Source organism: Nocardioides bruguierae (assembly GCF_023554635.1).
Taxonomy (GTDB): Bacteria; Actinomycetota; Actinomycetes; order Propionibacteriales; family Nocardioidaceae; genus Nocardioides; species Nocardioides bruguierae.
In genome coordinates, this window is the sequence record NZ_JAMJPH010000001.1 from 262,945 (window position 1) to 285,182 (window position 22,238).

General features: G+C 74.2%; 18 protein-coding genes and 1 pseudogene. 6 read left to right on the forward strand and 13 right to left on the reverse strand.

The annotated features are described in order from the left end of the window. Positions 1 to 8: 8 nt before the first annotated feature. The 5 genes from hutI to M8316_RS01260 form a co-directional block, all read right to left on the reverse strand. The gene (gene hutI, locus M8316_RS01240; RefSeq protein WP_250051255.1) at positions 9 to 1,193 is read right to left on the reverse strand and encodes an imidazolonepropionase; all 1,185 of its coding nucleotides are present in this window, start codon (positions 1,191 to 1,193) and stop codon (positions 9 to 11) included. After that, positions 1,190 to 2,521, reverse strand: a complete 1,332-nt coding sequence (locus M8316_RS01245; protein ID WP_250051256.1) for a formimidoylglutamate deiminase — start codon at positions 2,519 to 2,521, stop codon at positions 1,190 to 1,192. Before M8316_RS01245 ends, hutI begins: the two co-directional genes overlap by 4 nt. Continuing rightward, the gene (locus M8316_RS01250; protein ID WP_250051257.1) at positions 2,518 to 3,768 is read right to left on the reverse strand and encodes an allantoate amidohydrolase; all 1,251 of its coding nucleotides are present in this window, start codon (positions 3,766 to 3,768) and stop codon (positions 2,518 to 2,520) included. Before M8316_RS01250 ends, M8316_RS01245 begins: the two co-directional genes overlap by 4 nt. Positions 3,769 to 3,772: 4 nt before the next feature. Then, positions 3,773 to 5,449 carry a urocanate hydratase gene (hutU, locus tag M8316_RS01255; RefSeq protein WP_250051259.1) on the reverse strand — a complete coding sequence of 559 codons (1,677 nt, stop codon included), beginning with the start codon at positions 5,447 to 5,449 and terminating at the stop codon, positions 3,773 to 3,775. A gap of 112 nt (positions 5,450 to 5,561) precedes the next feature. Continuing rightward, positions 5,562 to 7,364 (reverse strand): NHL domain-containing thioredoxin family protein, encoded by a 1,803-nt coding sequence (locus M8316_RS01260; protein ID WP_250051261.1) that lies wholly within the window; start codon positions 7,362 to 7,364, stop codon positions 5,562 to 5,564. A gap of 213 nt (positions 7,365 to 7,577) precedes the next feature. On the opposite strand from M8316_RS01260, the gene M8316_RS01265 reads away from it, so the two are divergent. The 3 genes from M8316_RS01265 to pgm all read left to right on the forward strand — a co-directional run bounded on the left by M8316_RS01265 (position 7,578) and on the right by pgm (position 11,985). Then, positions 7,578 to 9,368, forward strand: a complete 1,791-nt coding sequence (locus M8316_RS01265; RefSeq protein ID WP_250051264.1) for a GAF domain-containing SpoIIE family protein phosphatase — start codon at positions 7,578 to 7,580, stop codon at positions 9,366 to 9,368. Positions 9,369 to 9,404: 36 nt separating this feature from the next. Continuing rightward, complete coding sequence (locus M8316_RS01270) at positions 9,405 to 10,229, forward strand: maleylpyruvate isomerase family mycothiol-dependent enzyme (RefSeq protein ID WP_250051266.1); 825 nt, start codon at positions 9,405 to 9,407, stop codon at positions 10,227 to 10,229. Between the two features lie 115 nt (positions 10,230 to 10,344). After that, positions 10,345 to 11,985, forward strand: a complete 1,641-nt coding sequence (pgm, locus tag M8316_RS01275; protein WP_250051268.1) for a phosphoglucomutase (alpha-D-glucose-1,6-bisphosphate-dependent) — start codon at positions 10,345 to 10,347, stop codon at positions 11,983 to 11,985. Between the two features lie 7 nt (positions 11,986 to 11,992). Here the strand turns inward: pgm and M8316_RS01280 are convergent, their stop codons facing one another. From M8316_RS01280 to M8316_RS01295, 4 genes are all read right to left on the reverse strand, one after another. Then, positions 11,993 to 12,451 (reverse strand): nitroreductase family deazaflavin-dependent oxidoreductase, encoded by a 459-nt coding sequence (locus M8316_RS01280; RefSeq protein ID WP_250051270.1) that lies wholly within the window; start codon positions 12,449 to 12,451, stop codon positions 11,993 to 11,995. 41 nt (positions 12,452 to 12,492) lie between these two features. Beyond that, on the reverse strand, positions 12,493 to 13,203 hold the full coding sequence (locus M8316_RS01285; protein ID WP_250051271.1) for an MOSC domain-containing protein: 711 nt from the start codon (positions 13,201 to 13,203) through the stop codon (positions 12,493 to 12,495). 1 nt (position 13,204) lies between these two features. Beyond that, positions 13,205 to 13,681, reverse strand: coding sequence for a hypothetical protein (locus M8316_RS01290; RefSeq protein WP_250051273.1), 477 nt, complete (start codon positions 13,679 to 13,681; stop codon positions 13,205 to 13,207). Positions 13,682 to 13,766: 85 nt separating this feature from the next. Beyond that, the gene (locus M8316_RS01295; protein WP_250051275.1) at positions 13,767 to 14,834 is read right to left on the reverse strand and encodes an alkene reductase; all 1,068 of its coding nucleotides are present in this window, start codon (positions 14,832 to 14,834) and stop codon (positions 13,767 to 13,769) included. A 69-nt stretch (positions 14,835 to 14,903) separates the two neighbouring features. Here M8316_RS01295 and M8316_RS01300 point away from each other — a divergent pair, with 69 nt between their 5' ends. Beyond that, positions 14,904 to 15,293, forward strand: a complete 390-nt coding sequence (locus M8316_RS01300; RefSeq protein ID WP_308195938.1) for a MerR family transcriptional regulator — start codon at positions 14,904 to 14,906, stop codon at positions 15,291 to 15,293. A gap of 39 nt (positions 15,294 to 15,332) precedes the next feature. Here the strand turns inward: M8316_RS01300 and M8316_RS01305 are convergent. From M8316_RS01305 to M8316_RS01315, 3 genes and pseudogenes are all read right to left on the reverse strand, one after another. Further along, a pseudogene (locus tag M8316_RS01305) lies at positions 15,333 to 16,106 on the reverse strand (ABC transporter permease). A gap of 128 nt (positions 16,107 to 16,234) precedes the next feature. After that, entirely contained in the window at positions 16,235 to 17,521 is a 1,287-nt protein-coding gene (locus M8316_RS01310; RefSeq protein WP_250051279.1) for a fatty acid desaturase family protein, read from the reverse strand. 65 nt (positions 17,522 to 17,586) lie between these two features. Further along, positions 17,587 to 18,735 (reverse strand): ferredoxin reductase, encoded by a 1,149-nt coding sequence (locus M8316_RS01315; RefSeq protein WP_250051281.1) that lies wholly within the window; start codon positions 18,733 to 18,735, stop codon positions 17,587 to 17,589. A 142-nt stretch (positions 18,736 to 18,877) separates the two neighbouring features. Here M8316_RS01315 and M8316_RS01320 point away from each other — a divergent pair, with 142 nt between their 5' ends. After that, complete coding sequence (locus M8316_RS01320; RefSeq protein WP_250051282.1) at positions 18,878 to 20,053, forward strand: PucR family transcriptional regulator; 1,176 nt, start codon at positions 18,878 to 18,880, stop codon at positions 20,051 to 20,053. A 63-nt stretch (positions 20,054 to 20,116) separates the two neighbouring features. Here the strand turns inward: M8316_RS01320 and M8316_RS01325 are convergent, their stop codons facing one another. After that, positions 20,117 to 21,151, reverse strand: coding sequence for a cation diffusion facilitator family transporter (locus M8316_RS01325; RefSeq protein ID WP_250051284.1), 1,035 nt, complete (start codon positions 21,149 to 21,151; stop codon positions 20,117 to 20,119). A 126-nt stretch (positions 21,152 to 21,277) separates the two neighbouring features. On the opposite strand from M8316_RS01325, the gene M8316_RS01330 reads away from it, so the two are divergent. Beyond that, complete coding sequence (locus M8316_RS01330) at positions 21,278 to 22,216, forward strand: SGNH/GDSL hydrolase family protein (RefSeq protein WP_250051287.1); 939 nt, start codon at positions 21,278 to 21,280, stop codon at positions 22,214 to 22,216. Positions 22,217 to 22,238 lie beyond the last annotated feature (22 nt).

Genomic DNA, 22,238 nt, shown 5'->3' on the forward strand with positions numbered 1-22,238 from the left:
GTCGGCGGTCAGAGGGGGCGGCCGCCGATCCAGGTCCGGCGCACGAGGGGGACGCCGGGGCGGTAGGCGAGGTGCACGTGGCTGGGGGCCTCGAGCACGACGAGGTCCGCGCGGCGGCCGGGCTCCAGCACGCCGACGTCGTCCCGGGCGAGGGCACGGGCGCCGCCGGCGGTGGCGGCCAGCACGGCCTCGGTGGGGGTCATCCCCATCTCCCGCACGGCCAGCGCGACGCAGAACGGCACCGAGCTGGTGAAGCAGGAGCCGGGGTTGCAGTCGGAGGCGAGGGCGACCCGCACGCCGGCGTCCAGGAGGCGTCGGGCGTCGGGGTAGGGCTGGCGGGTGGAGAACTCCACGCCGGGCAGCAGCGTCGCCACGGTGCCCGACCCGCGCAACGCGTCGACGTCGGCGTCGTCGAGGTAGGTGCAGTGGTCGACCGCGACGAGCCCCAGCTCGCAGGCCAGCTGGACGCCGGGGCCGGGCCCCAGCTGGTTGGCGTGCAGGCGGCCTGCCAGGCCGACCTCGGCACCGGCGGCGAGGACGGCGCGGGCCTGGTCGGCGTCGAAGGCACCGCGCTCGCAGAACGCGTCGATCCAGCGGGCGTGCGGGGCCGCGGCGGCCAGCATCGGGCCGGTGACCAGGTCGACGTACCCGGCCGGGTCCTCGGCGTGCTCGGCCGGCACCACGTGCGCGCCCAGGAACGTCGTCTCGGTGGTGAACTGGCGGGCCACGGCCAACGAGCGCGCCTCGTCGTGCACGGAGAGGCCGTAGCCGGACTTGATCTCCAGCGTGGTGGTGCCCTGGGCACGCATCTCGGCGACCAGTGCGGCCACGTGCGCGGTCAGCTGCTCGTCGCTCGCCGCGCGGGTGGCGGCCACCGTGGTGCGGATGCCGCCGGCGGCGTAGGACTCCCCCGCCATCCGGGCCGCGAACTCCGCGCTGCGCTCGCCGGCGAACACGAGGTGGCTGTGGCTGTCGACGAACCCCGGGAGCACGGCGCGGCCGGCCAGGTCGACGGCCAGATCGACGGCGGGTGCCTCGGCCGCCGGGCCGAGCCAGGCGACCCGGTCGCCGTCGAGCACCAGGGCGGCGTCGCGCAGCACGGTCTCGGCCCCGGGCGCGTCCGTGGGGCGCCCCGCCTCGTCCGTGCGACCCGTGAAGAGCTCGCCGATGCCGGTCAGCAGCGTGGAGGTCATGCGTCCACCTTCTCCCACACGGCGGCGATCGCGTCGGCGAGCCGCCGGCCGACCTCGGCCTCCTGCCCGCGCTCGTGCACCACGCGACCGTCGGTGACCACGCGGACGACGTCGGCGCCGGTCGCCGCGAACACCGCCGTGGCCTCGTCGGCCCCGGTGCCGGCCGTGCGCACGCTCGCGGTGTCGAGGGTGACGAGGTCGGCCCGCGCTCCGACGGCGATCCGACCTGCGTCGGGCACGCCGAGGCTCGCGTGCGCGGTGCCGGCCGCGAGCAGCTCGGCGGCCGACCAGTGGCCGCGCGCCTGCGTGGCCAGCCGCTCGTCCAGCTCGACGGCGCGCATCTCCTCGAACAGGTCGACGACGGCGTGGCTGTCGGACCCGAGGTTGAGCCGAGCGCCGGCGTCGTGCAGGGCCCGGCTCGGGCCGATCCCGTCGCCCAGGTCGCGCTCGGTGGTGGGGCAGAAGCAGGCCCACGTGCGCGCCCCGCCCAGCAGCGCCACGTCGGCGTCGGTCAGGTGCGTGGCGTGGACCAGCGAGGTCGCCTCGGTCAGCGCGCCGGCCTCGGCCAGGAGACCGGTGGGGGTCAGGCCGGTGGCCGCCAGGCAGGCCTCGTTCTCGGCGACCTGCTCGGAGAGGTGCACGTGCAGCGGGCCGTCGGCGGGGTCGTGGGCGCGCAGCTGCTCGCGGGGCACGGCGCGCACGGAGTGGTAGGCACGGCCGAGCACCAGGTGGTCGGCCGGGCGGACCTCGTCCCACCGGGCGAGCCAGGCGTCGGCGTCCCCGTCGTCGTAGCGCACCTGCGCGCCCTCGGGCGCGCGGCCGAACCCCGAGGACAGGTACAGCGTGTCGAGCAGGGTGATCCGCAGGCCCGCCTCGGCGGCGGCGTCGACCAGGGCGTGGCCCATCGCGTTGGGGTCGTCGTACCGGCCGCCGTCGGGGCGGTGGTGCAGGTAGTGGAACTCGCCGACGCCCGTGACGCCGGTCGCGACCATCTCGCGGAAGAAGGCGGTGGCCAGCGTCCGGTAGGAGTCGGGGTCGAGCGTGGCGGCGAGCGCGTACATCTGCTCGCGCCACGTCCAGAAGGTGCCGCGCTCGCGCTGCGTGCGCCCGCGCAGCGCGCGGTGGAAGGCGTGGCTGTGCGCGTTGGCCAGCCCCGGCACGGTGAGTCCCTCGACCCGCTCGGGGGCGACCTCCCCGGCCCTCGCCGACCAGTCGGGCTCGACCCGGTTGAACCGACCGTCGCTCACCTCGACCAGGACGTCGTCGGCGACCCGGGCAGCGGCGCCCTCGCCCACCCAGGCGCGGGTCAGCAGCCAGCGGGCGCTCACGTCAGCAGCTCCGCGAGGACGTCGGCCAGCGCCTCGACCCCGACCAGGCAGTCGCCGGTCTCGGCGCTCTCCTCCGGCGAGTGGGAGACGCCGGTGGGGTTGCGGACGAACAGCATGGCGGTGGGCACGCCCGCTGCGGCGAGGATGCCGGCGTCGTGCCCGGCCGCCGACGGGATCACCGGCCAGGCCTCGTCCCCGGCGCCGGCACCGGCACCGCTACTGGCACCGGTGCGGGTGCGGGCCCCGATGCGGCCGATGCGGGACGTGAGCGTCACGTCGAAGGCGACCGAGGCCGAGACCGACTCCGGGGTCACGGTCAGGGCGGTGCCGTCGCGCTCGGCCCGGTCGGCGGCCTGGCGGGCGATGGCGTCGACGAGGGCGGCGAGCGCCGCGTCGGAGTCGGCCCGCGCGTCGAGCCAGCCGGTGACGCGTGAGGGCACGGCGTTGGTGGAGTTCGGGGCCACGTCGAGGCGGCCGAAGGTGGCCCGCTGGCCGGCCAGCCGTGCCTGCTTGTTGGCGGCCAGCGTCGTCATCGCGAAGGTGAGCATCGGGTCGTGGCGGTCCTCCATCCGCGTGGCCCCGGCGTGGTCGGCGCGACCGGTGACGTCGAAGCGGTAGCGGCCGTGCGGCCAGATCTCGCTGGCCAGGCCCACGACGGCGTCGGTGTCGACGAGGTGGCGCCCCTGCTCGACGTGCAGCTCCACGAAGCAGCCCACGTTCGCGAGGTCCAGGAGCGAGCCGGTGCCGAGGTCGGCCGCGGCCAGCGCGTCCTCGAGGCTGGTGCCGGCGCGATCACGACGTGCGAGCGCGTCCTCGAGGGCGACCTCGCCGGTGACGAGCCGGGAGCCCAGGCAGGCCAGCCCGAAGCGGGAGCCCTCCTCCTCGACGAAGGCGCTGACACCGAGGGGGCGGACGGGCGCCACGCCCCGCGCGCGCAGCACGTCGACCGCGGCGAACGCCGAGACGACGCCCAGCGGACCGTCGAACGCGCCGCCGTCGAGCACCGAGTCGAGGTGGGAGCCCGTGAGCACGGCGGGGCCGTCGGCCCCCGGGGCCTCCCACCACGCGACCATGTTGCCGAGCAGGTCGGTCTCCAGCCGCAGGCCACGGGCGGCGGCCTGGCCGACGAACCACGCCCGCAGCTCGTTCTCCGCGGACGTCCACGGCTGGCGGAAGTACCCGCCGGTGGCGGCCGAGCGTCCGACCGGGGCCAGGTCGGCCCACATGCGTTCGAAGTCGTCGACCACCGGTTCAGGACTCCCGCGAGACGAACGGGACGGGCACCTGCACGCCCCGCTCGGCGGCCACCTCCGCGGCCCGGTCGTAGCCGGCGTCCACGTGCCGGATCACGCCCATGCCGGGGTCGTTGGTCAGGACTCGCTCGATCTTCTGCGACGCGAGGTCGGTGCCGTCGGCCACGATCACCTGGCCGGCGTGCAGCGAGCGGCCGATGCCGACCCCACCACCGTGGTGGAAGGACACCCAGGTGGCGCCGGAGGCGGTGTTGACCAGGGCGTTGAGCAGCGCCCAGTCGGCGATCGCGTCGGAGCCGTCGAACATGCCCTCGGTCTCGCGGTAGGGCGAGGCCACGGAGCCGCAGTCGAGGTGGTCGCGGCCGATGACGACGGGGGCCTTGAGCTCGCCCGAGGCGACCATCTCGTTGAACTTCAGCCCGGCGCGGTGCCGCTCGCCGTAGCCGAGCCAGCAGATGCGGGCGGGCAGGCCCTGGAAGTGGACCCGCTCGCCGGCCATGGTGATCCACTTCCGCAGGCGCTCGTTCTCGGGGAAGAGCTCGAGGATCGCCTTGTCGGTGGCCGCGATGTCGGCCGGGTCGCCGGAGAGGGCGGCCCAGCGGAAGGGCCCCTTGCCCTCGCAGAACAGGGGCCGGATGTAGGCGGGGACGAAGCCGGGGAAGGCGAACGCGCGGTCGTAACCGCCCTTGCGGGCCTCGTCGCGGATCGAGTTGCCGTAGTCGAAGACCTCGGCGCCGAGGTCCTGCAGCTCGACCATGGCGCGCACGTGCGCGGCCATGGACGCCTGGGCCTCCTTGGTGAAGCCCTCGGGGTCCGTCTCGCGGCGGTGCTGCCACTCCTCGAACGGCACCCCCGCCGGCAGGTAGAAGAGCGGGTCGTGGGCCGAGGTCTGGTCGGTGACGACGTCGACCGGCGCCTTGAGCTCGACCAGGCGCGGCAGCAGCTCGGCGGCGTTGCCGAGGACGCCGATGGAGAGCGCGCGCTTCTCGTCACGGGCGGCGGTGGCCAGCTCGAGGGCGTGCTCGAGGCTGTCGGCCTGGACGTCGAGGTAGCGGTGCTCGATGCGGCGGGTGATGCGCGCCTGGTCGACCTCGATGCAGATCGCCACGCCGTCGTTCATCGTCACGGCGAGGGGCTGGGCGCCGCCCATCCCGCCGAGCCCGGCGGTGACGGTGATGGTGCCGGCCAGGCTGCCGCCGAACTTCTTGTCCGCGACGGCGGCGAAGGTCTCGAACGTGCCCTGGAGGATGCCCTGCGTGCCGATGTAGATCCACGAGCCGGCCGTCATCTGGCCGTACATGGTCAGGCCGAGGTCCTCGAGGCGGCGGAACTCCTCCCAGTTGGCCCAGTCGCCGACGAGGTTGGAGTTGGCGATGAGCACGCGCGGGGCCCACTCGTGGGTGCGCATGACGCCGACGGGCTTGCCGGACTGCACCAGCAGCGTCTCGTCGTCCGCGAGGTCCTTCAGCGACGCGAGGATCGCGTCGTAGGCCTCCCACGACCGGGCGGCGCGGCCGGTGCCGCCGTAGACCACGAGGTCCTCGGGACGCTCGGCGTTCTCGGGGTCGAGGTTGTTCATCAGCATGCGCATCGGCGCCTCGGTCTGCCACGAGCGGGCGGTGAGGTCTGTGCCGTGCGGGGCGTGGATCGGGAGGCGGGGGTTGCTGCTCGACATGGCTGGCTCCGGTTCACGAGTGGACGACGAGATCAGTCCACTCCCGCGCGGCGCCGCCCGCCAGAGGGGCGCCGCGCGATGCTGTCTCGGATGTGAGACAGCAGCGCGCTGCTCAGTCGGTGCCGCCCAGCGGCAGGGTGAGCGTGGCGGGCGCGCCGTCGACCACGCGGATCGGCACGCCCCAGTCCTGCTGGTGCATCCGGCAGGCGGCGCCCTCGCCACCGTGCGCGTCGCAGGAGGCGGCCCGGGCGGCGACGTGGAGGACGCCGTCGCCGACGTGCGGGTCCAGCTCGATGGTGCGGACGAGGTCCGTGCCGCGTCCGCCGCCCGAGCGGATCAGGCCCGGCGGAGTCGACTCGACGAGCAGCTGCGAGGGCGGGCCGAACCGGTCGTCGACCTTCTGGCCCGGCGGCGGGGTGAACGTGACGGTCAGCGCCAGCCCGGCGGCGACCTCGGTGACGGGTCGCTGGGTGGTGTGGGAGAAGCCGTCGGTGGCGACCACGTCGGCGTCCAGGCGCACCCGGGTCAGGCGGTGGGCGGTGGACTCCACGACCACCAGGTCCGTGCCGTCCACGAACGCGCCCGAGGGCTCGGCCAGCCCGGAGGCCAGCGTGCCGAGGGTGCCCGTCGCCGGGTCGTGGCGGCGGACGGCACCGTTGTAGGTGTCCGCGACGGCCACGGAGCCGTCGGGCAGCACGGTCACGCCCAGCGGGTGCTGGAGCAGCGCCTGGTCGACGTCGCCGTCGCGGAACCCGAAGTCGAAGAGCCCCGAGCCGACCACGGTGCGCACGACGAGGTCGCCGACCGGCCCCGGCTCGACGACCCGCAGCGAGGACGTCTCGGAGTCGGCCAGCCAGAGGCGCGAACCGTCGGCGGCGAGACCGGAGGTCTGCGCGAACCACGCCTCGGCCAGGGGCCCGTCGAGCAGGCCCTCGTTGGTGGTGCCGGCCGCGACCTCGACGACGCCGGTGCGCGGGTCGAGCGTCCACAGCTGGTGGACGCCGGCCATGGCGACCCAGACCCGGACGCCCCACCAGGCGACGTCCCACGGCGAGGAGAGCCGCTCGACCCCGTCGCCCTGCATCCACTGCTCGCCGTCGCCGGCGAGCACGCGGGTCTCCCCGGTGCCCAGCGACAGGCCGACGAGCCGGTGGGCGACCGTGTCGGCCACGACCACGTCGTAGCCCACCTCGCCGGCGACGTCCTCGGGCAGCACGCACAGCCCGTTGGGCTCGCGGAAGCCCGCGAAGCGACGCAGCACGGCGCCGTCGTCCCCGCTGGAGCCGGCGGCCAGCAGCACGACCTCGTCGTGGCCGGCGTCGGCGACCAGCACGCCCTCCACGTCGCCACGCGAGACCGGCACGGCCTTGGCCGGGAAGCGCAGGTCGGAGGGCTCCACGGCGGGCGGCACGTACGGGGAGTCGCCGGGCTGGAGCGTCCCCTTCTCGCGGTGCTGCGGCACGAGGTCCTCGAGCAGCGCGGAGATGGCGTGGGCGTGGCCCTCGCCGGCGTACTGGGCGACGACGTAGCCCTCGGGGTCGATCAGCACCAGGGTCGGCCAGGCGCGCGCCGTGTAGGCCTGCCAGGTGACGAGGTCGGGGTCGTCGAGCACGGGGTGGGCCACGCCGTAGCGCTCCACGGCGGCCGCGAGCGCGTCCGGGTCGGCCTCGTGCACGAACTTGGGCGAGTGGACGCCGACGACGACCAGCTCGGAGGCGAACCGCTCCTCGGTCTCGCGCAGCTCGTCGAGGACGTGCAGGCAGTTGATGCAGCAGAAGGTCCAGAAGTCGAGGAGGACGAACCGGCCGCGCAGGTCGCCGACCCGGATCGTCTCGCCACCGGTGTTCAACCAGCCGCGGCCGACGAGCTCGGGGGCGCGGACGCGGGGCCGGGTGCCGGGGGTCGTGCTGCTCATGGCACCAGTCTCCGCCGTCGTCCCCACCCGTTCGAATCGTGCGCACGGGTGTGCCCTCGCTCACCCCTGGGGGTGGGCGTTCGTGCAGGTCACGTGCAGGATCGCGTCGCCGTCTGGTCGTGGTGACCACCCGTGAGGTCCAATGGTCACGAAACCTCACAGCGCCTGCTCGGACCACAGTTACGCTGCGCCCGACCTGAGAGGCAGGCCTAGATGACCAGCACCCACGCCGTGCCGGCCGAGGACGCGGACCCGGACGCCGACGAGATCGGTGTCGACGAGTCGTTCGACCGCTACGCGCGCATGGTCCGCCGCGCCATCGGGGTGCCCGTCGCGCTGGTCAGCCTCGTGGAGGCCCACCGCCAGCTGTTCATCGGCGCCCAGGGCCTCGAGGACGAGCTGATGGCGCTGCGCCAGACCCCGCTCTCGCACTCGTTCTGCCAGTACGTCGTGGCGGACGAGGCGCCGCTGGTCACCGCGGACGCCCGCGTCGAGCAGCGGCTGCGGGACAACCTCGCGATCCCCGACCTAGGCGTGGTGGCCTACGCGGGCTACCCGATCCGGGACCAGCAGGACCGGGTCATCGGGTCCCTGTGCGCCATCGACGACACCGCCCGCGAGTGGACCCCCGAGGAGCTCTCGGCCCTGGAGGACATCGCCGCCGCGTGCACCACCGAGATCGTGCAGCGTCAGCAGAAGCGCCACGCGGCCCGGACGGCGGCACGCGCACGCGACCTCAACGAGCGCAGCGCCCTCCTCCTGGCCCTCGCCGAGTCGCTCAGCGCCACCCGCACCGTGGTGGACGTGGCCGCGGCCGTCGACGGCGTGGCCCGCGAGCACCTCGGCGCCCTCGTCGCCGGCATCTGGATCGCGGAGGACGACACGGTCCGCCGCACCGCGGACCTGCCGACGCACGTGCAGCACGCGCCCGGCCTGCTCAGCTACGTGCGGCACCTCGGCGAGCAGTGGCACTCCGCGCGCCTCAACGACGTGCTGCCCGCCGACCTCAGCAACCCGCTCGGCCTGGCGCTCGCCGAGGGCCGCATCGTCTGGTTCCCCGACCGGCACCGGCAGAACGCCGTCTACGGCGGCCTGAACCTGGAGAGGCAGGTCGGTGAGGCGCGGGCCTTCGTGCCGCTGACCCACCGCGGCCGCGCCTTCGGCGGCATGGCGGTCATCTGGCCGGAGAGCCGCGACCTCGGCCACGACGTGCTCGACACCCTCCAGGCGCTCGGCCGCTACGCGGCGCAGGCGCTCGGCCGGGCGCTGCTGCTCCAGGAGCAGTCCGACGCGCTCATGGTGCTCCAGGGCGCGCTCCAGCCGCGGCTGCCCGAGACCGACGAGATGCTGATGGCGGCCCGCTACCGCCCCGCCGCGGCCCGCGACCAGATCGGTGGCGACTGGTACGACGCCGTGCTCATGCCCAGCGGCGACACCGCGCTGATGATCGGCGACATCGTCGGCCACGACCTCCAGGCCGCGGCCACCATGGGGCAGGTGCGCGCCACCCTGCGCACGCTCGCCTGGTCGCAGGACGAGGCGCCGTCGGCGCTCGTCGGCAAGCTCGACCAGGCCCTCACCGACCTCCAGGTCGAGGCGATGGCGACCCTGGTCTACCTGCGGATCGAGACCTGGGACCGCACCGGCGACCGGGTGCTGCGCTGGACCAACGCCGGCCATCCCCCGCCCCTGGTGGTCTGCCCCGAGGGCACCGTGCGGTTCCTGGCCGAGGACGCCCCCGACGTCATGCTCGGTGTCGCTCCCGACGCCGAGCGCGGCGACCACCGGCTCAGCGTGCCGCCCGGCGCCACGCTGCTGCTCTACACCGACGGCCTGGTCGAGCGGCGCGGCGAGAGCCTGGTCGACGGTCTCGACCGGCTCGCCGACGTGGCGGCCACCCACGGCCGTCGGCCGATCGGGGAGTTCGTGGACGGGGTGCTGACCGACCTGCTCGGCCTGGAGCAGGCCGACGACGTCGCGGTGCTGGCCGTCCGCTTCGTCTGAGGCGTCCGCCCCGCTGCGTGTGCCACAGTGCCGGGCATGACGAGCGCGCACCCGGACCTGCAGGCCCTCCTCGAGGTCGGGTTCGCCGCGACCGAGGCGTTCCTCGACGTCGCCGCGTCCCTCGACCCCGACGACTGGGCCCGACCCACCGACCTGCCCGGGTGGGACGTGCACGCGGTCGTCGCGCACGTCGCCCACCTGGAGTCGGTGCTGGCCACCGGCGAGCAGGAGAGCGCGGAGGTCGGCAGCCCGCCCCACGTGCGCAACCCCCTCGGGGCCTACACCGAGGTGGGCGTCGTGGCCCGCCGCGAGGCGACGCCCGAGGCGCTGCTGGCGGAGATCCGCTCCGTCACCGGCCTGCGCCGCGCGGCCGTCCGGGTCGACCCGCCCACCGACCCCGACGCCCCGGCGCCCTCCCCCTTCGGCGACCTCGGGTGGACGTGGCGCACGCTGCTGCGCAACCGCCCGCTGGACCTGTGGATGCACGAGCAGGACGTCCGCCGCGCCACCGCGCGCCCCGGCGGGCTCACCGGCCCCGCGGCCGACCACACGGTGGCCTACCTGGCCGAGTCGCTCGGGTTCGTGCTGGTCAAGCGTGCCGGCGGGCGACCCGGCGACAGCGTCGTGCTGCTGCTGGACGACGACCCGCCCCGGGCCGTGCTCGTGGGCGAGGACGGCCGTGCCCGCCCGGTGGCCGAGGCCCCCGCCGAGCCGACGCTGGTGCTGCGCACGGACCGCCAGACCTACGTCCGACTGGCCGGAGGGCGGTGCGCGCCGGCCGACGTCGGCGACGCCGTCGTCCTGACCGGGGACGAGGGGCTGGGCGAGCGGTTCCTCGCGGGGCTGGCCACGACCCCCTGACCCCGCCGATAGTGCGCGACGAAACGGCTGCTCCTGGGGCCTGACGGCAACCATTTCGTCGCGCACTATCGGGCGGGCGGGTCACGTGGACGCGTCTGCGAGGCATGATGCGCTCATGAGTCACCCTCGCGCCGGACAGCCCGCCGAGCCCGCCGACCTGATCGACGTGGCCCACCTCGTCACCGCGTACTACACGCTGGTCCCGGACGTCGAGGACGTCGACCAGCAGGTCGCGTTCGGCACCTCGGGGCACCGCGGGTCGTCGCTGACGACCGCGTTCACCGAGACGCACATCCTGGCCACGACGCAGGCGATCGTGGACTACCGCACGGCGCAGGGCTTCGACGGTCCCCTGTTCCTGGGCCGCGACACCCACGGTCTCTCCGAGCCGGCGTGGGCGAGCGCCCTGGAGGTGCTCGCGGCCAACGACGTCACCGTGCTGGTGGACGCGGCCGACGGCTACACCCCGACGCCGGCGGTCAGCCACGCGATCATCCGCGCCAACGGCGGCCGCACCTCCGGCACCGGCCTGGCCGACGGCATCGTCGTCACCCCCTCGCACAACCCGCCGCGCGACGGCGGCTTCAAGTACAACCCGCCGCACGGCGGCCCGGCCGACACCGACGCCACCTCCTGGATCGCCGACCGCGCCAACGAGCTGATCCGGGCCGGCATGGGCGGCGTGAAGCGGGTGCCGTTCTCCCGTGCCCGCGCCTCGGCCCAGTCCTACGACTTCCTCGGCACCTACGTGGACGACCTGCCGAACGTCGTCGACCTGGCCGCGATCAAGGCGGCCGGCGTGCGGATCGGGGCCGACCCGCTGGGCGGTGCCTCCGTCGACTACTGGGGCGCGATCGCCGAGCGGCACGGCCTCGACCTGACGGTGGTGAACCCGCTGGTCGACCCGACCTGGCGGTTCATGACGCTGGACTGGGACGGCAAGATCCGGATGGACTGCTCCTCCCCGTCCGCGATGGCCTCGCTCGTCGCGCAGCGCGACTCCTTCGACATCGCCACCGGCAACGACGCCGACGCCGACCGGCACGGCATCGTCACCCCGGATGCGGGGCTGATGAACCCCAACCACTTCCTGGCCGTCGCGATCGAGCACCTCTTCGGCGGGGCACGCCCCGACTGGCCCGCCACCGCGGCCATCGGCAAGACGCTCGTCTCGTCGTCCATGATCGATCGCGTGGCCGCGTCCGTCGGCAAGCCGCTGGTGGAGGTGCCGGTGGGCTTCAAGTGGTTCGTGCCCGGCCTCATCGACGGCTCCTTCGGCTTCGGTGGCGAGGAGTCGGCCGGCGCGTCCTTCCTGCGCTTCGACGGCTCCGCCTGGACCACCGACAAGGACGGCATCCTGCTGTGCCTGCTCGGCTCGGAGATCCTCGCGCGCACCGGCTCCACCCCCTCCCAGCGCTACGCCTCGCTGGTCGGCCGCTTCGGCGACCCGGCCTACGCCCGCGTCGACGCCCCGGCCACCCGCGAGGAGAAGGCGGCCCTCAAGGCGCTCTCCCCCTCCGCCGTCACCGCCACCTCCCTGGCCGGCGAGGAGATCACCGCGAAGCTCACCGAGGCGCCCGGCAACGGCGCGGCGATCGGCGGGCTGAAGGTGACCACCGAGAACGCCTGGTTCGCCGCGCGCCCCTCGGGCACCGAGGACGTCTACAAGATCTACGCGGAGTCCTTCAAGGGCGCCGAGCACCTCGCGCAGGTGCAGGAGGAGGCCCGGGCGGTCGTCTCGTCGGCGCTGGGCTGAGCCGGCACTACGGGCGCAGGCTGAGCCGCACGAGCGGGATGTCGAGCGCCTCGCCGCGCTCGTCGGCCAGCTGCTGCATCCCGCTCTCCAGCGCGTGCCAGGCGCGCGGGTTGCGCTCGGCGTAGCGGGCCAGGGCCGCGTCGCGGTCCGTCGGGGAGAGCTCGGCGGCCGTGGCGGGCACGCGCCGGCGGAAGCCGGTGGAGACGTGGCAGGCGGGGGTGGACGTGAGGTTGCGGAACCACTGCGAGCGCCGACCCAGCCCGGAGGCGACCAGCAGGTGGTCGTCGTCCTCGCGCTCGACCACCTCCAGCACCGCGTACCGAGGCTCGCCCGAGGAGCGGCCGACGTGCTCGAGCAGCAGCATCCGCGGGCCGAGCAGGAACCCGAGGCCGTGGCGGAACAGCGGGATCGGCGCCCGCACCGCCCACCGGGTGCGGAGCAGACGGGCGACGGGGTTGCTGGCCATGACCCGATCCTGCGCGCCGCGGGCCGGGGGCGGAAGGCCCCTCAGACCAGGTCGACCGGGTCCCCCGGCCTCACCTCGCCGGGCGTCAGCACGTCGCCGTCCGCGCCCAGCAGGAGGTCGTCCCGGACGCCGGCCAGGCGGCGCAGCGTCTCGGCACCGAGCACCGCGCAGCGGGCCGTCTCGGCGGTGGGGCGGACGACGGCACCGCCCACCCGCACCTCGCGGCCCACGAGGTGCGCCTCGGTGAAGGGCTCCAGCCCCAGGTCGAGCACGAGGGAGGCCCGGACCCTGGCGGGCTCGACGCCCACCGCCGCGCACGACGCGGTGGAGACGAGGCTGACCCCGCCCGCGTACACGACCCCGCTGGGCGGCGCCGCGGCCAGCACGACGTCGCGGCCCAGCACGGCGGCGGCGAGCTCCGCCTGGGGCCCGTCGTGCACCTCCAACGGCACCGGGCGGCCCCAGTAGTCGCAGGTCAGCCGCTCGCCGGTGGGCTCGGGGCGACCGGCCGCCCGCCGCCCGTCCTCGTGGACGAGGGGCAGCGCCGGGTCCTCGTCCACGAGCGTGAGCCGCAGCAGCAGCGGGTGGGCCACCGTGCGCAGCACCTGCCGGGCCGTGCGGTCGACGAAGCACCACCGGCGGTCACCGACGACCCCGGCCGAGTCCAGCGCCACCGCCTCGCGAGGGCGCCACGCGGTGCCCTTGGCCGCGGCGAAGCCGACCGCGACGACCGCTCCGAGCTGCTGTCGCACCTCAGGCGTGGTCCTGGTCGTGCCGCTGCTTCCAGGCGGTCATCAGGGAGCCCAGCTCGGTGACCTGCTTGCCGTACAGCTCCGGCAGCGGGGCGTCGAGCCGGACGGCGGCCACGTTGAGCGCGCGGTTGCTGCGACCGCGCCGGGCCCGCGCCTCCGCCGTCAGCTCGTAGCCGAGCAGCGAGGTGCGGCCCTGCGGCCAGGGCCCGAAGCGGACCACCTCGTCCCACGCCACCGTCTCCTCGCGGCCCATCGAGCGCAGCGTGAAGCCGTGGCGGTCGAGGACCAGGCCGTCGCGGGTGGAGAGCAGGTTCCAGATGCCGGCGACCAGCACGAGGGTGCCCACCACGACGCCGCCCGTGCCGACCACCGGAGAGCTGTCGAGCAGCAGGATGCCGAGGAGGACGAACAGCGCGCCGAGGCCGATCAGCATGAGGGCGCGCGAGCGGGACGGGTGCAGGGTCAGCTGGTCCTCCACGGGGCGGACCCTACCGGCTGGGCCGGGGTCGGCAGAGGGCCACGTGGGCACGTCTGCCGACCCGGTACGGGGGTGCGGACGCGGGTCAGGCGCCGTGGGTCGGGTAGTCGGTGTACCCGCGCTCGTCGCCCATGTAGTAGGTCTCCACGTCGGGCGTGGCGATCGGGGCGCCGGTGCGCAGCCGCTCGACCAGGTCGGGGTTCGCGATGAAGGCGCGGCCGAAGGAGATGAGGTCGGCGCCGTTGTCGAGCCACTTCTGCGCGTCCTCGAGGTTCGCCTGCTGCGGACGGCCGGGGTGGACAGGGTTGACCAGGAGGGTGCCGTCCCAGGCCTTGCGGAGGTCGAGCAGGAGGCCGTCGTCCGCCGTGGCCTCGAGGTGGACGTAGGCGAGGTCGAGCGCGCCGAGCTGCTCGAGGAGGGCGAGGTAGAGCTCGCGGGTCTCGGTCTCCTCGACGCCCCAGATGCCCGCGTCCGGCGAGAGCCGGATCCCGACGCGGTGCCCGCCGATCCTCTCGACGGCACCGGCGGTGGCCTCGACCGCGAAGCGGACGCGGTTCTCGATGCTGCCGCCGTAGAGGTCGGTGCGCAGGTTGGCGTTGGAGGAGAGGAACTGGCCGATGAGGTAGCCGTTGGCGCCGTGCAGCTCGACGCCGTCGAGGCCGGCCTCGACCGCCCGGGCGGCGGCCTCGCCGTAGGCGGCGGCCTGCTCGGGGACCTCGGCGGTCTCCAGGGCGCGGGGCACCTCGAGCGGGGCCGGGCCGGTGGGGGTGAACGTGGTGCCGGGGCCGGCCACGGCCGAGGGCCCGACCGGCTGGAGGCCGTGGATGGAGGAGTGGGTGATGCGTCCACCGTGCATGAGCTGGGCGAAGACGCGACCGCCCTCGGTGTGGACGGCGTCGGCGACCTGGCGCCAGGAGTCCGCCTGAGCGTCGGTGGCCAGCCCGGGGATCATCGGGTTGGACTGGCCGACGGCGTTGGGGAAGACGCCGTCGGTGACGATGAGGCCGGCGGTGGCGCGCTGGGCGAAGTAGGTCGCCATCTGCGGGGTGGCGAGACCGTCGACCGTGGCGCGCACCCGGGACATCGGCGCCATCACGACGCGGTTGGGCAGGGTCAGGCCGGCGAGGTCGTAGGACTCGAAGAGCTGTGTCATGCTGGCCACGCTAGAACCTGACATTGACGTCAAGGTCAAGTCCTGGACCCGGGATGAGAGGGAGAGCACGTGCGGATCGGCGAGCTGGCCAGGCGGACGGGCGTGAGCGCCCGCTCGGTGCGCTACTACGAGGAGCAGGGCCTGCTCTCGGCCGACCGCAGCTCCGGCGGACAGCGGCAGTACACCGAGTACGAGGTGGAGCGGGTCGTCTTCATCCAGCGCATGTACGCCGCCGGGCTCTCCAGCCGGACGATCGCCCAGGTCATGCCGTGCGTGGAGAGCCCCGGGGTGGAGAACTCCGACGCCGCCCTCGCGACCCTGCGCGAGGAGCGGGACAAGCTGGACGTCCACATCGGCGAGCTGCTGCGGACCCGGGACGCCCTCGACCGGCTCATCGAGATCTCGGAGGGCTACCGGGAGCAGCTGGTCACCGGCGTCCCCTACGACGAGGCAGGCTGACACCCCTCCCCCGAGTCGGCAGCAACGTTCACGCCCGCGTCAGCCGGCGGAGGCCTCGGCGGGGACCAGCAGCGGCGAGCGCCCGGCGAGCCGGGTGACGACGACGGCGGTGACGACGCTGGTCAGCGCGATGCCCGCGAGCACGACGAGCTGGAAGCGGGCGGCGTCCGCGGGGCTCGCGCCACCGAAGAGGGCGCCCACGAAGGCGCCGGGGAGCGTGACGAGGCCGGTGGCCCGGGTCTAGTCGAGGGTCGGGAGCAGGGACTCCCGCACCGACTCCCGGCCGATGGCCGCGTGGGCCTGGGACGGGGCCGCGCCCAGCGCGAGCCAGCCCTCCACCTCGCCGGCCCGCACCCGGGCCGCTCGGAGGAAGCTGCGCCCCGACAGGGTGGCGGCGGTCATCGCGTTGCCGACGAGGATGCCGGCCACCGCGATCACGTAGCGCACGCCGTGCGGCACCAGGCCGGTGACCGGGCTGAGCACCAGCACCGCCCCCACGGCCACCGTGGCCCCCGCGAGCACGCCCGCGGCCGCCGTGCGGCGGCCGTGGTGCAGGGCGCGCAGCCGCCCCGCCGACGTCCACGAGGCCGTGCTGAGCATCAGCGCGACGAAGGCGACCACCGTCCACGGGTTCGCCAGGACGCCGGCCAGCAGCAGTGCCACCGCCGTCAGCTGGACGCCGGCGCGCAGCAGCGCCCGCACGGGCAGCCAGCCCAGGCCGACCCCGGCCCAGGCGGAGACGCCGACCGTCGCCAGGGCGAGCACCGCCAGGCCCGCGACGAACGGGAGCCAGTCGGTCAGCGCGGCGGTCACGAGCCCATCCTGCCCCGGGGGGGCGCCCGCCGGTGGTCGGGTGCGGGGGTCTCGTGGCTCGTCGCCGGCGCTCCTCGCACCTCGACCACCGGAAGGGCCGCAGGTGCGCCTCGCGCCTCGACCACCGGTCAGGCGGGGACGGCCTCCACGACGGGCTCGGCCGCGGGGGCGTCCTGGGCGGCCTTGACCTCGGCCTGCTTGCGCGCCATCTGGTCGAGACGGCGCTGCGCGAGGCGGCGCATCTTCGGGCCCTTGGTGGTCATCGCGTAGAGCAGCTTGGTCTGGTCGACCAGGTTGGAGCGGTTGGTCGTCTCCAGCCAGTGGTTCGGCAGGGAGAGGCGGACGACCTTGTGCCAGGCCGAGCCGACCTGCTGCGGCAGCGGCGCGGTGTGGTAGTTCAGCTCGTACTTGTCGAAGAGTGCCTTCACGCGCGGGGCGATCTCGGCGTACCGGCTGCTGGGCAGGTCGGGGAAGAGGTGGTGCTCGATCTGGTGGCTCAGGTTGCCGGTCATGATGTGCATGGCCTTGGAGCCGGAGATGTTGGCCGAGCCGATCATCTGGCGCACGTACCACTCGCCGCGGGTCTCGTTCTCGGGGATCTTGTTGAGCTCGAAGGTCTCGACGCCCTCGGGGAAGTGGCCGCACATGATGACCGAGTGCGACCACACGTTGCGCACGAGGTTGGCGGTGAAGTTCGCGGCCAGCGCCGGGAGGGCGGAGCCGAACGGCAGGGCGATCAGCGGGTTGACCACGTAGTCCTTGGTGGCCTGCTTGCGGATCTTCTTGACCGTGGCCTTGGCGCGCTCCTTGAAGCCGGGGGCGCGGCGCTCCTCGGGCAGGCGCAGGTTGCGGCCGAGCTCGAGGTCGTAGGCGGCGATGCCGTACTCGAAGAAGCAGGCGTTGATGAAGTTCCAGGCCGGCTGGGCCAGGTACATCGGGACCCACTTCTGCTCCTCGTCCACGCGCATGATGCCGTAGCCGAGGTCGTTGTCCTTGCCGATGATGTTCGTGTACGTGTGGTGCACCTCGTTGTGGCTGTGCTTCCAGCCGTCGGAGGTCGAGGCGTTGTCCCACTCCCAGGCGGAGGAGTGGATCTTCGGGTCACGCATCCAGTCCCACTGGCCGTGCATGACGTTGTGGCCGATCTCCATGTTCTCGAGGATCTTGGCCACGGAGAGACCAGCGGTGCCGAGCACCCACAGCGGCGGCAGCGCCGAGCCCAGCAGGATGGCGCGCGAGCCGAGCTCGAGGTTGCGCTGCACCTTCACCACGCGGCGGATGTACTTCGCGTCGCGCTCGCCGCGCTGGTCGATGATGTCCTGGCGGATCGCGTCGAGCTCGAGGCCGATCTGCTCGATGTCCTCCGGGCTCAGGTGGGCGACCGGGTTGACGTCCTTGTTGGTGATGCTGGTCATCGCTGTGCTCCCTCGTGTGGTGGGGCGGTCTGGCGGGCTGGGGGTTCGTGGGACGCGGGTGCGCGTCAGTGCGTGAACGTGCAGGGGCCGGCGGCGCTGGTGACACAGGTCTGCACCTTGACGCCGTCGGGGTGGGTCTCGCCGGGCACGGCGTGCGTGAGCTCGCCGTTGCGCAGGTCGCGCACGGTGCCCTCCTTGAGCGGGAGCACGCAGGACATGCAGATGCCCATGCGGCAGCCGCTGGGCATGAGGACGCCGGCGGCCTCGCTCGCGTCGAGGATCGTGCTGTCGCCCTCCACCTCGACGGCCGTGCCGGTCTCGGTGAAGGTGACCGTGCCGCCCTCGCCCGGCTCGGCGAGCAGGACGGGCCGGAACCGCTCGACGAACAGCTCCAGGCCGCGCTCGGCGTGGTGCTCCTCGAGGCTGTCCAGCAGTCCGACGGGGCCGCACGCGTAGGTGGGGCGCTCGTCGAGGTCGGGCACCAGCTCGTCGAGCTCGGCGACGTCGAGGCGGCCGCGGGAGTCGGTGTGCAGCTCGACGAGGCGGATCAGGCCGGCCTCGGCGTAGCCGCGGATCTCGCGACCGAAGATCACCTCCGCGCGGGCGAGCGCGGAGTGGATCAGCACGATGTCGACGTCAGGCTTCTCCGCCTTGTGGAACAGGTTGCGGAGCATGCCGATGACCGGGGTGATGCCGGAGCCGGCGGTCACCAGCAGCAGCTTGGCGGGCATCGGGTCGGGCATGACGAACTCGCCCTCGGCGGTGCCGAGGTGCACCAGCGTGCCCGGCTTCACCCGACGCACGAGGTGCGTGGAGACCGCGCCGCCCGGCACGAGCTTCACCGTGATGGAGATGAGGCCGTCGGGGCGCGGGCCGTGGGTCAGCGAGTACGAGCGCCACAGACGGACGCCGTCGACGTCGACGCCGAGGCGCACGAACTGGCCGGGCACGTGGCCGGTCCAGCCGCGGCCGGGCTTGATCAGCACCGTGGCCGAGCGCGGGGTCTCCGGCGTCACCCGCACGACGCGACCGCGCAGCTCCGACCCACCGCGCAGGGGGTGGAAGTGGTCGAGGACGTCGTCGAGCGAGAGCGGGGTAACGGCCGCGTCGGCGAAGTCGCGGACCTTGGGGGCCACCTTCTCCCGCAGCGTCCGGCGCAGTCCGCCGCCCGTGGAGGCGGGGCGGCCGGCGCCCGACATGGCAGTGCTCGTCATGCGTCCCATCGTGACGCTTCGAGAGCGCTAAAGTCCTGTGCGTCGAACGTGAACCTACGCGCCAGTTTTGTTCGCTCGAGACAGTAGTTCCCGGTGTCGGAGATTCTCAGGCGGAACCTGAGGCGTCCGGGAGGAAGAAGGGATGAAGATGGCCCGACGACTGCCCCGTCGCACCGCCGGTCACGGCGTGCGGCTGCCCGCCGAGGCGGTGGCCCTGATGCGGGCCGAGCTGCCCGCGGTCGCCGACCACGTGGTCACCACGATCACCCGCGAGGTGCCCTCCTACGCCGAGACGTTCTCGGGCCGGATGGGCGAGAACATCCGCAACGCCGTGCAGCTCGCGCTCGGCGGCTTCCTCTCGCTGGCCTCGGGCAGGCGCGGCATCGACCCGCGCACCCCCACCGGCCCCGCGGTCGAGGGGGCCTACCAGCTCGGCCGCGGCGAGGCCCGCTCCGGCCGCACCACCGACGCCCTCCTCTCCGCCTACCGCATCGGCGCGCGCGAGTCGTGGCTGCGACTCTCCTCGCTGGCCGTCGAGGGCGGCATGGACGCCGAGGCGGTCGGCCGGTTCGCCGGGCTCGTGTTCGCCTACATCGACGAGCTCTCCGCCGCGTCCGTGGCCGGGCACACCGACGAGCTGGCCACGACCGGCCGGGTGCGGCAGCGGCTGCTGGAGCGCCTCGCCTCGCAGCTGCTGGCCGGCGCCCCCGCCGAGCGGGTGCTGGAGGCCGCCACCAAGGCGGAGTGGGCCGCCCCGTCCACCCTCACCGCGGTGCTGGTGACGCAGGCGCAGGTGCGCCCGGTGCTGGGGCGGCTGCCCGGCGCCACCATCGTGGTGCCCGAGGCCCCCGGGCGCGAGGACGACGGCCTCCTGCTCGTCCCGGACCTCACCGGGCCCCCGCGGGCCCGCTTCCTCGCCGCCGTCGACGGCCGGGACGTGACGGCCGGCCCGGCGCGCGACTGGCTCGACGTCCGTGCCTCCTACGACCGCGCCCTGCGCGCCCGCGCCGCGGGCCTGGGCCCCGACGCGGACGCGTTCCTCCCCCAGCTCGTGCTCGACGCCGACCCCGAGGCCCGCGCCGACCTGCGCGCCCAGGTGCTCGCCCCGCTGGCCGACCTGCGCCCCGCGACCGCCGAGAAGCTCACCGAGACGCTGCGTGCCTGGCTGCTGCACCACGGCCGGCGCGAGGAGGTGGCCGAGGCGCTGTTCGTGCACCCGCAGACCGTCCGCTACCGGATGGGCCAGCTGCGCGAGCTGTTCGGGGACTCCCTCGACGACCCCGACACCGTCCTCGCGCTCACCGTCGCGCTGGCGTGAGGCCAGGGACGTCATACGGAGCGGACGCAGTCCCCCTCAGATGGATGACGTCCGCACCGCTCGTCACGGCAGGAGGGCGGCGTCCTCGGGCGGCGCGAGGGTGAGCACGGCGTCGGTGATGACGGGCTCGGTCTCGATGTCGTGCTCGACGCGGCGCAGGCGACGGGCCAGGGAGGGCTCGGTGTCGTCGCCGACCAGGTCGACGGCTGCGACGACGAACAGCCGCTGCGGGCCGACGTACTCGACGTGCAGGTAGGTGATGCGGTCGATCTCGGGATGCTCCAGCAGCCGGGCCAGCACGCGGGAGCGCATCGCCGGGGCGATGCCCTCGCCGAGCAGGTACTCCATGTTGCGCCGGATGAGGAAGATCGCGACGACGGCGAGCAGCAGGCCGATGCCGATCGAGCCGATGGCGTCCCAGCGGGCGTCGCCGGTGGCCTGGTGCAGGGCGATGCCGGCAGCGGCGAGGACGATGCCGACGAGCGCGGAGGAGTCCTCGAGGACGACGGCGCGCAGGGTCGGGTTGGAGGTGTCCGAGACGTAGCGCAGCGGGTGCAGCCCCCACCGCTTGGAGTGGCCCCGCACCTGCCGCGCGGCCTGCACGAACGACGTCCCCTCCAGCACGAACGCCACGGCGAGCACGACGTAGGAGAGGGTGAACCCGCCCTCGTCACCGCTGCCGCCCTCGATCAGCTGGCTGACGCCGGTCCAGATCGAGACCAGCGAGCCGACGGTGAACAGGCCGAAGGCGGCCACCAGCGACCAGATGTAGGTGGCGCGGCCGTAGCCGCGGGGGTGCTCCTCGTCGCGTGGCTTGGCGCCCGCCTTCTCGGCGACCAGCAGGAACACCTCGTTGCCGGTGTCCGACCAGGAGTGCGCGGCCTCGGCGAGCATCGACGCCGAGCCGCTGATGACGGCGGCGACCGTCTTGGCGATCGCCAGCAGGCCGTTGGCCGTCAGGGCGACGACCACGGTCAGCAGCGAGGAGCCGCCGCCGGCCTCGTCCATGTCGGCGGAGGCCTGCGGGTCCAGGTCCTCGGCCTCCACGATCGTCGTGCCCGCCGGGCCCGGCCCGGACTGGTTGTCGAAGTCACCCATGACTCTCGTCTACCCCGTGCTGCCGACGGGCACGCCCACCCCCGCAGGTAGGCGCGGTCACAGTGCCGGCGCACAGCCGAGGCCGCGGAGGAGCACAGGTGCGCACCCGGCCGGTAGCGTCGAGGCATGACCTCGAGCCGCGTCCGTACCCCCGCCCGGCGCCTGGGCGGCGTGAGCGCGGCCCTCGTCCTCCCCGCTCTGGTCCTCGCCACCCTGGGCCTCGCCGCCTGCAGCGAGGACGACGGCGGGGCCACCGCGTCCTCCGCCGAGGCGACCCGCGCCGCCGACCCGCAGGGCCCGGTCTACGTCGCCCTCGGCGACTCCTACACCGCCGCCCCGTTCGTGCCCACCACGGACCCGAACGACGGCTGCCTGCGCTCGGACGGCAACTACCCGAGCCTGGTGGCCCAGGCCCTCGACGCCGACCTCACCGACGTCTCCTGCTCCGGCGCCACCACCACCTCGCTGGTCGGCGTGCAGACCACGATGGACGGCACCAACCAGCCCGCCCAGTTCGACGCGCTCGGCGAGGACACCGAGCTGGTGACCCTCTCCATCGGCGGCAACGACGAGGACCTCTTCAGCAAGCTGCTCGGGGGCTGCGTGCAGCTGGCCATGACCGACCGCAGCGGCCAGCCCTGCACCGACGCCACCAGCCCGCGCGAGGTGCGCAGCACGCTGAGCACGATCCGCAGCCACGTCCGCGCCGCGCTCGAGGGAATCGCCGGCCGCGCGCCGAACGCCACGGTCCTCTCCGTCGGCTACCCGCAGATCGTGCCCGCGGAGGGCTCCTGCCAGGACCTGCTCCCGATCGCGGACGGCGACCTCGACCTCGCCCGCGAGATCAACGAGGGCCTCGCGGACGCGGTCCGCGACGCGGCCGACCGGGCCGGCGTGACCTACGTCGACGTGTGGTCGCTGAGCGAGGGCCACGACATCTGCGCCGACGACCCGTGGATCGCGGGCGCGCAGACCGACACCTCCCAGGCGCTCGCCTTCCACCCCTACGCCGCCGAGCAGGAGGCCGTGGCCGAGGCGATCGTCAGCACCCTCGACGCGGGCTGAGCCGCCGTTCGGCCTCGGTCTC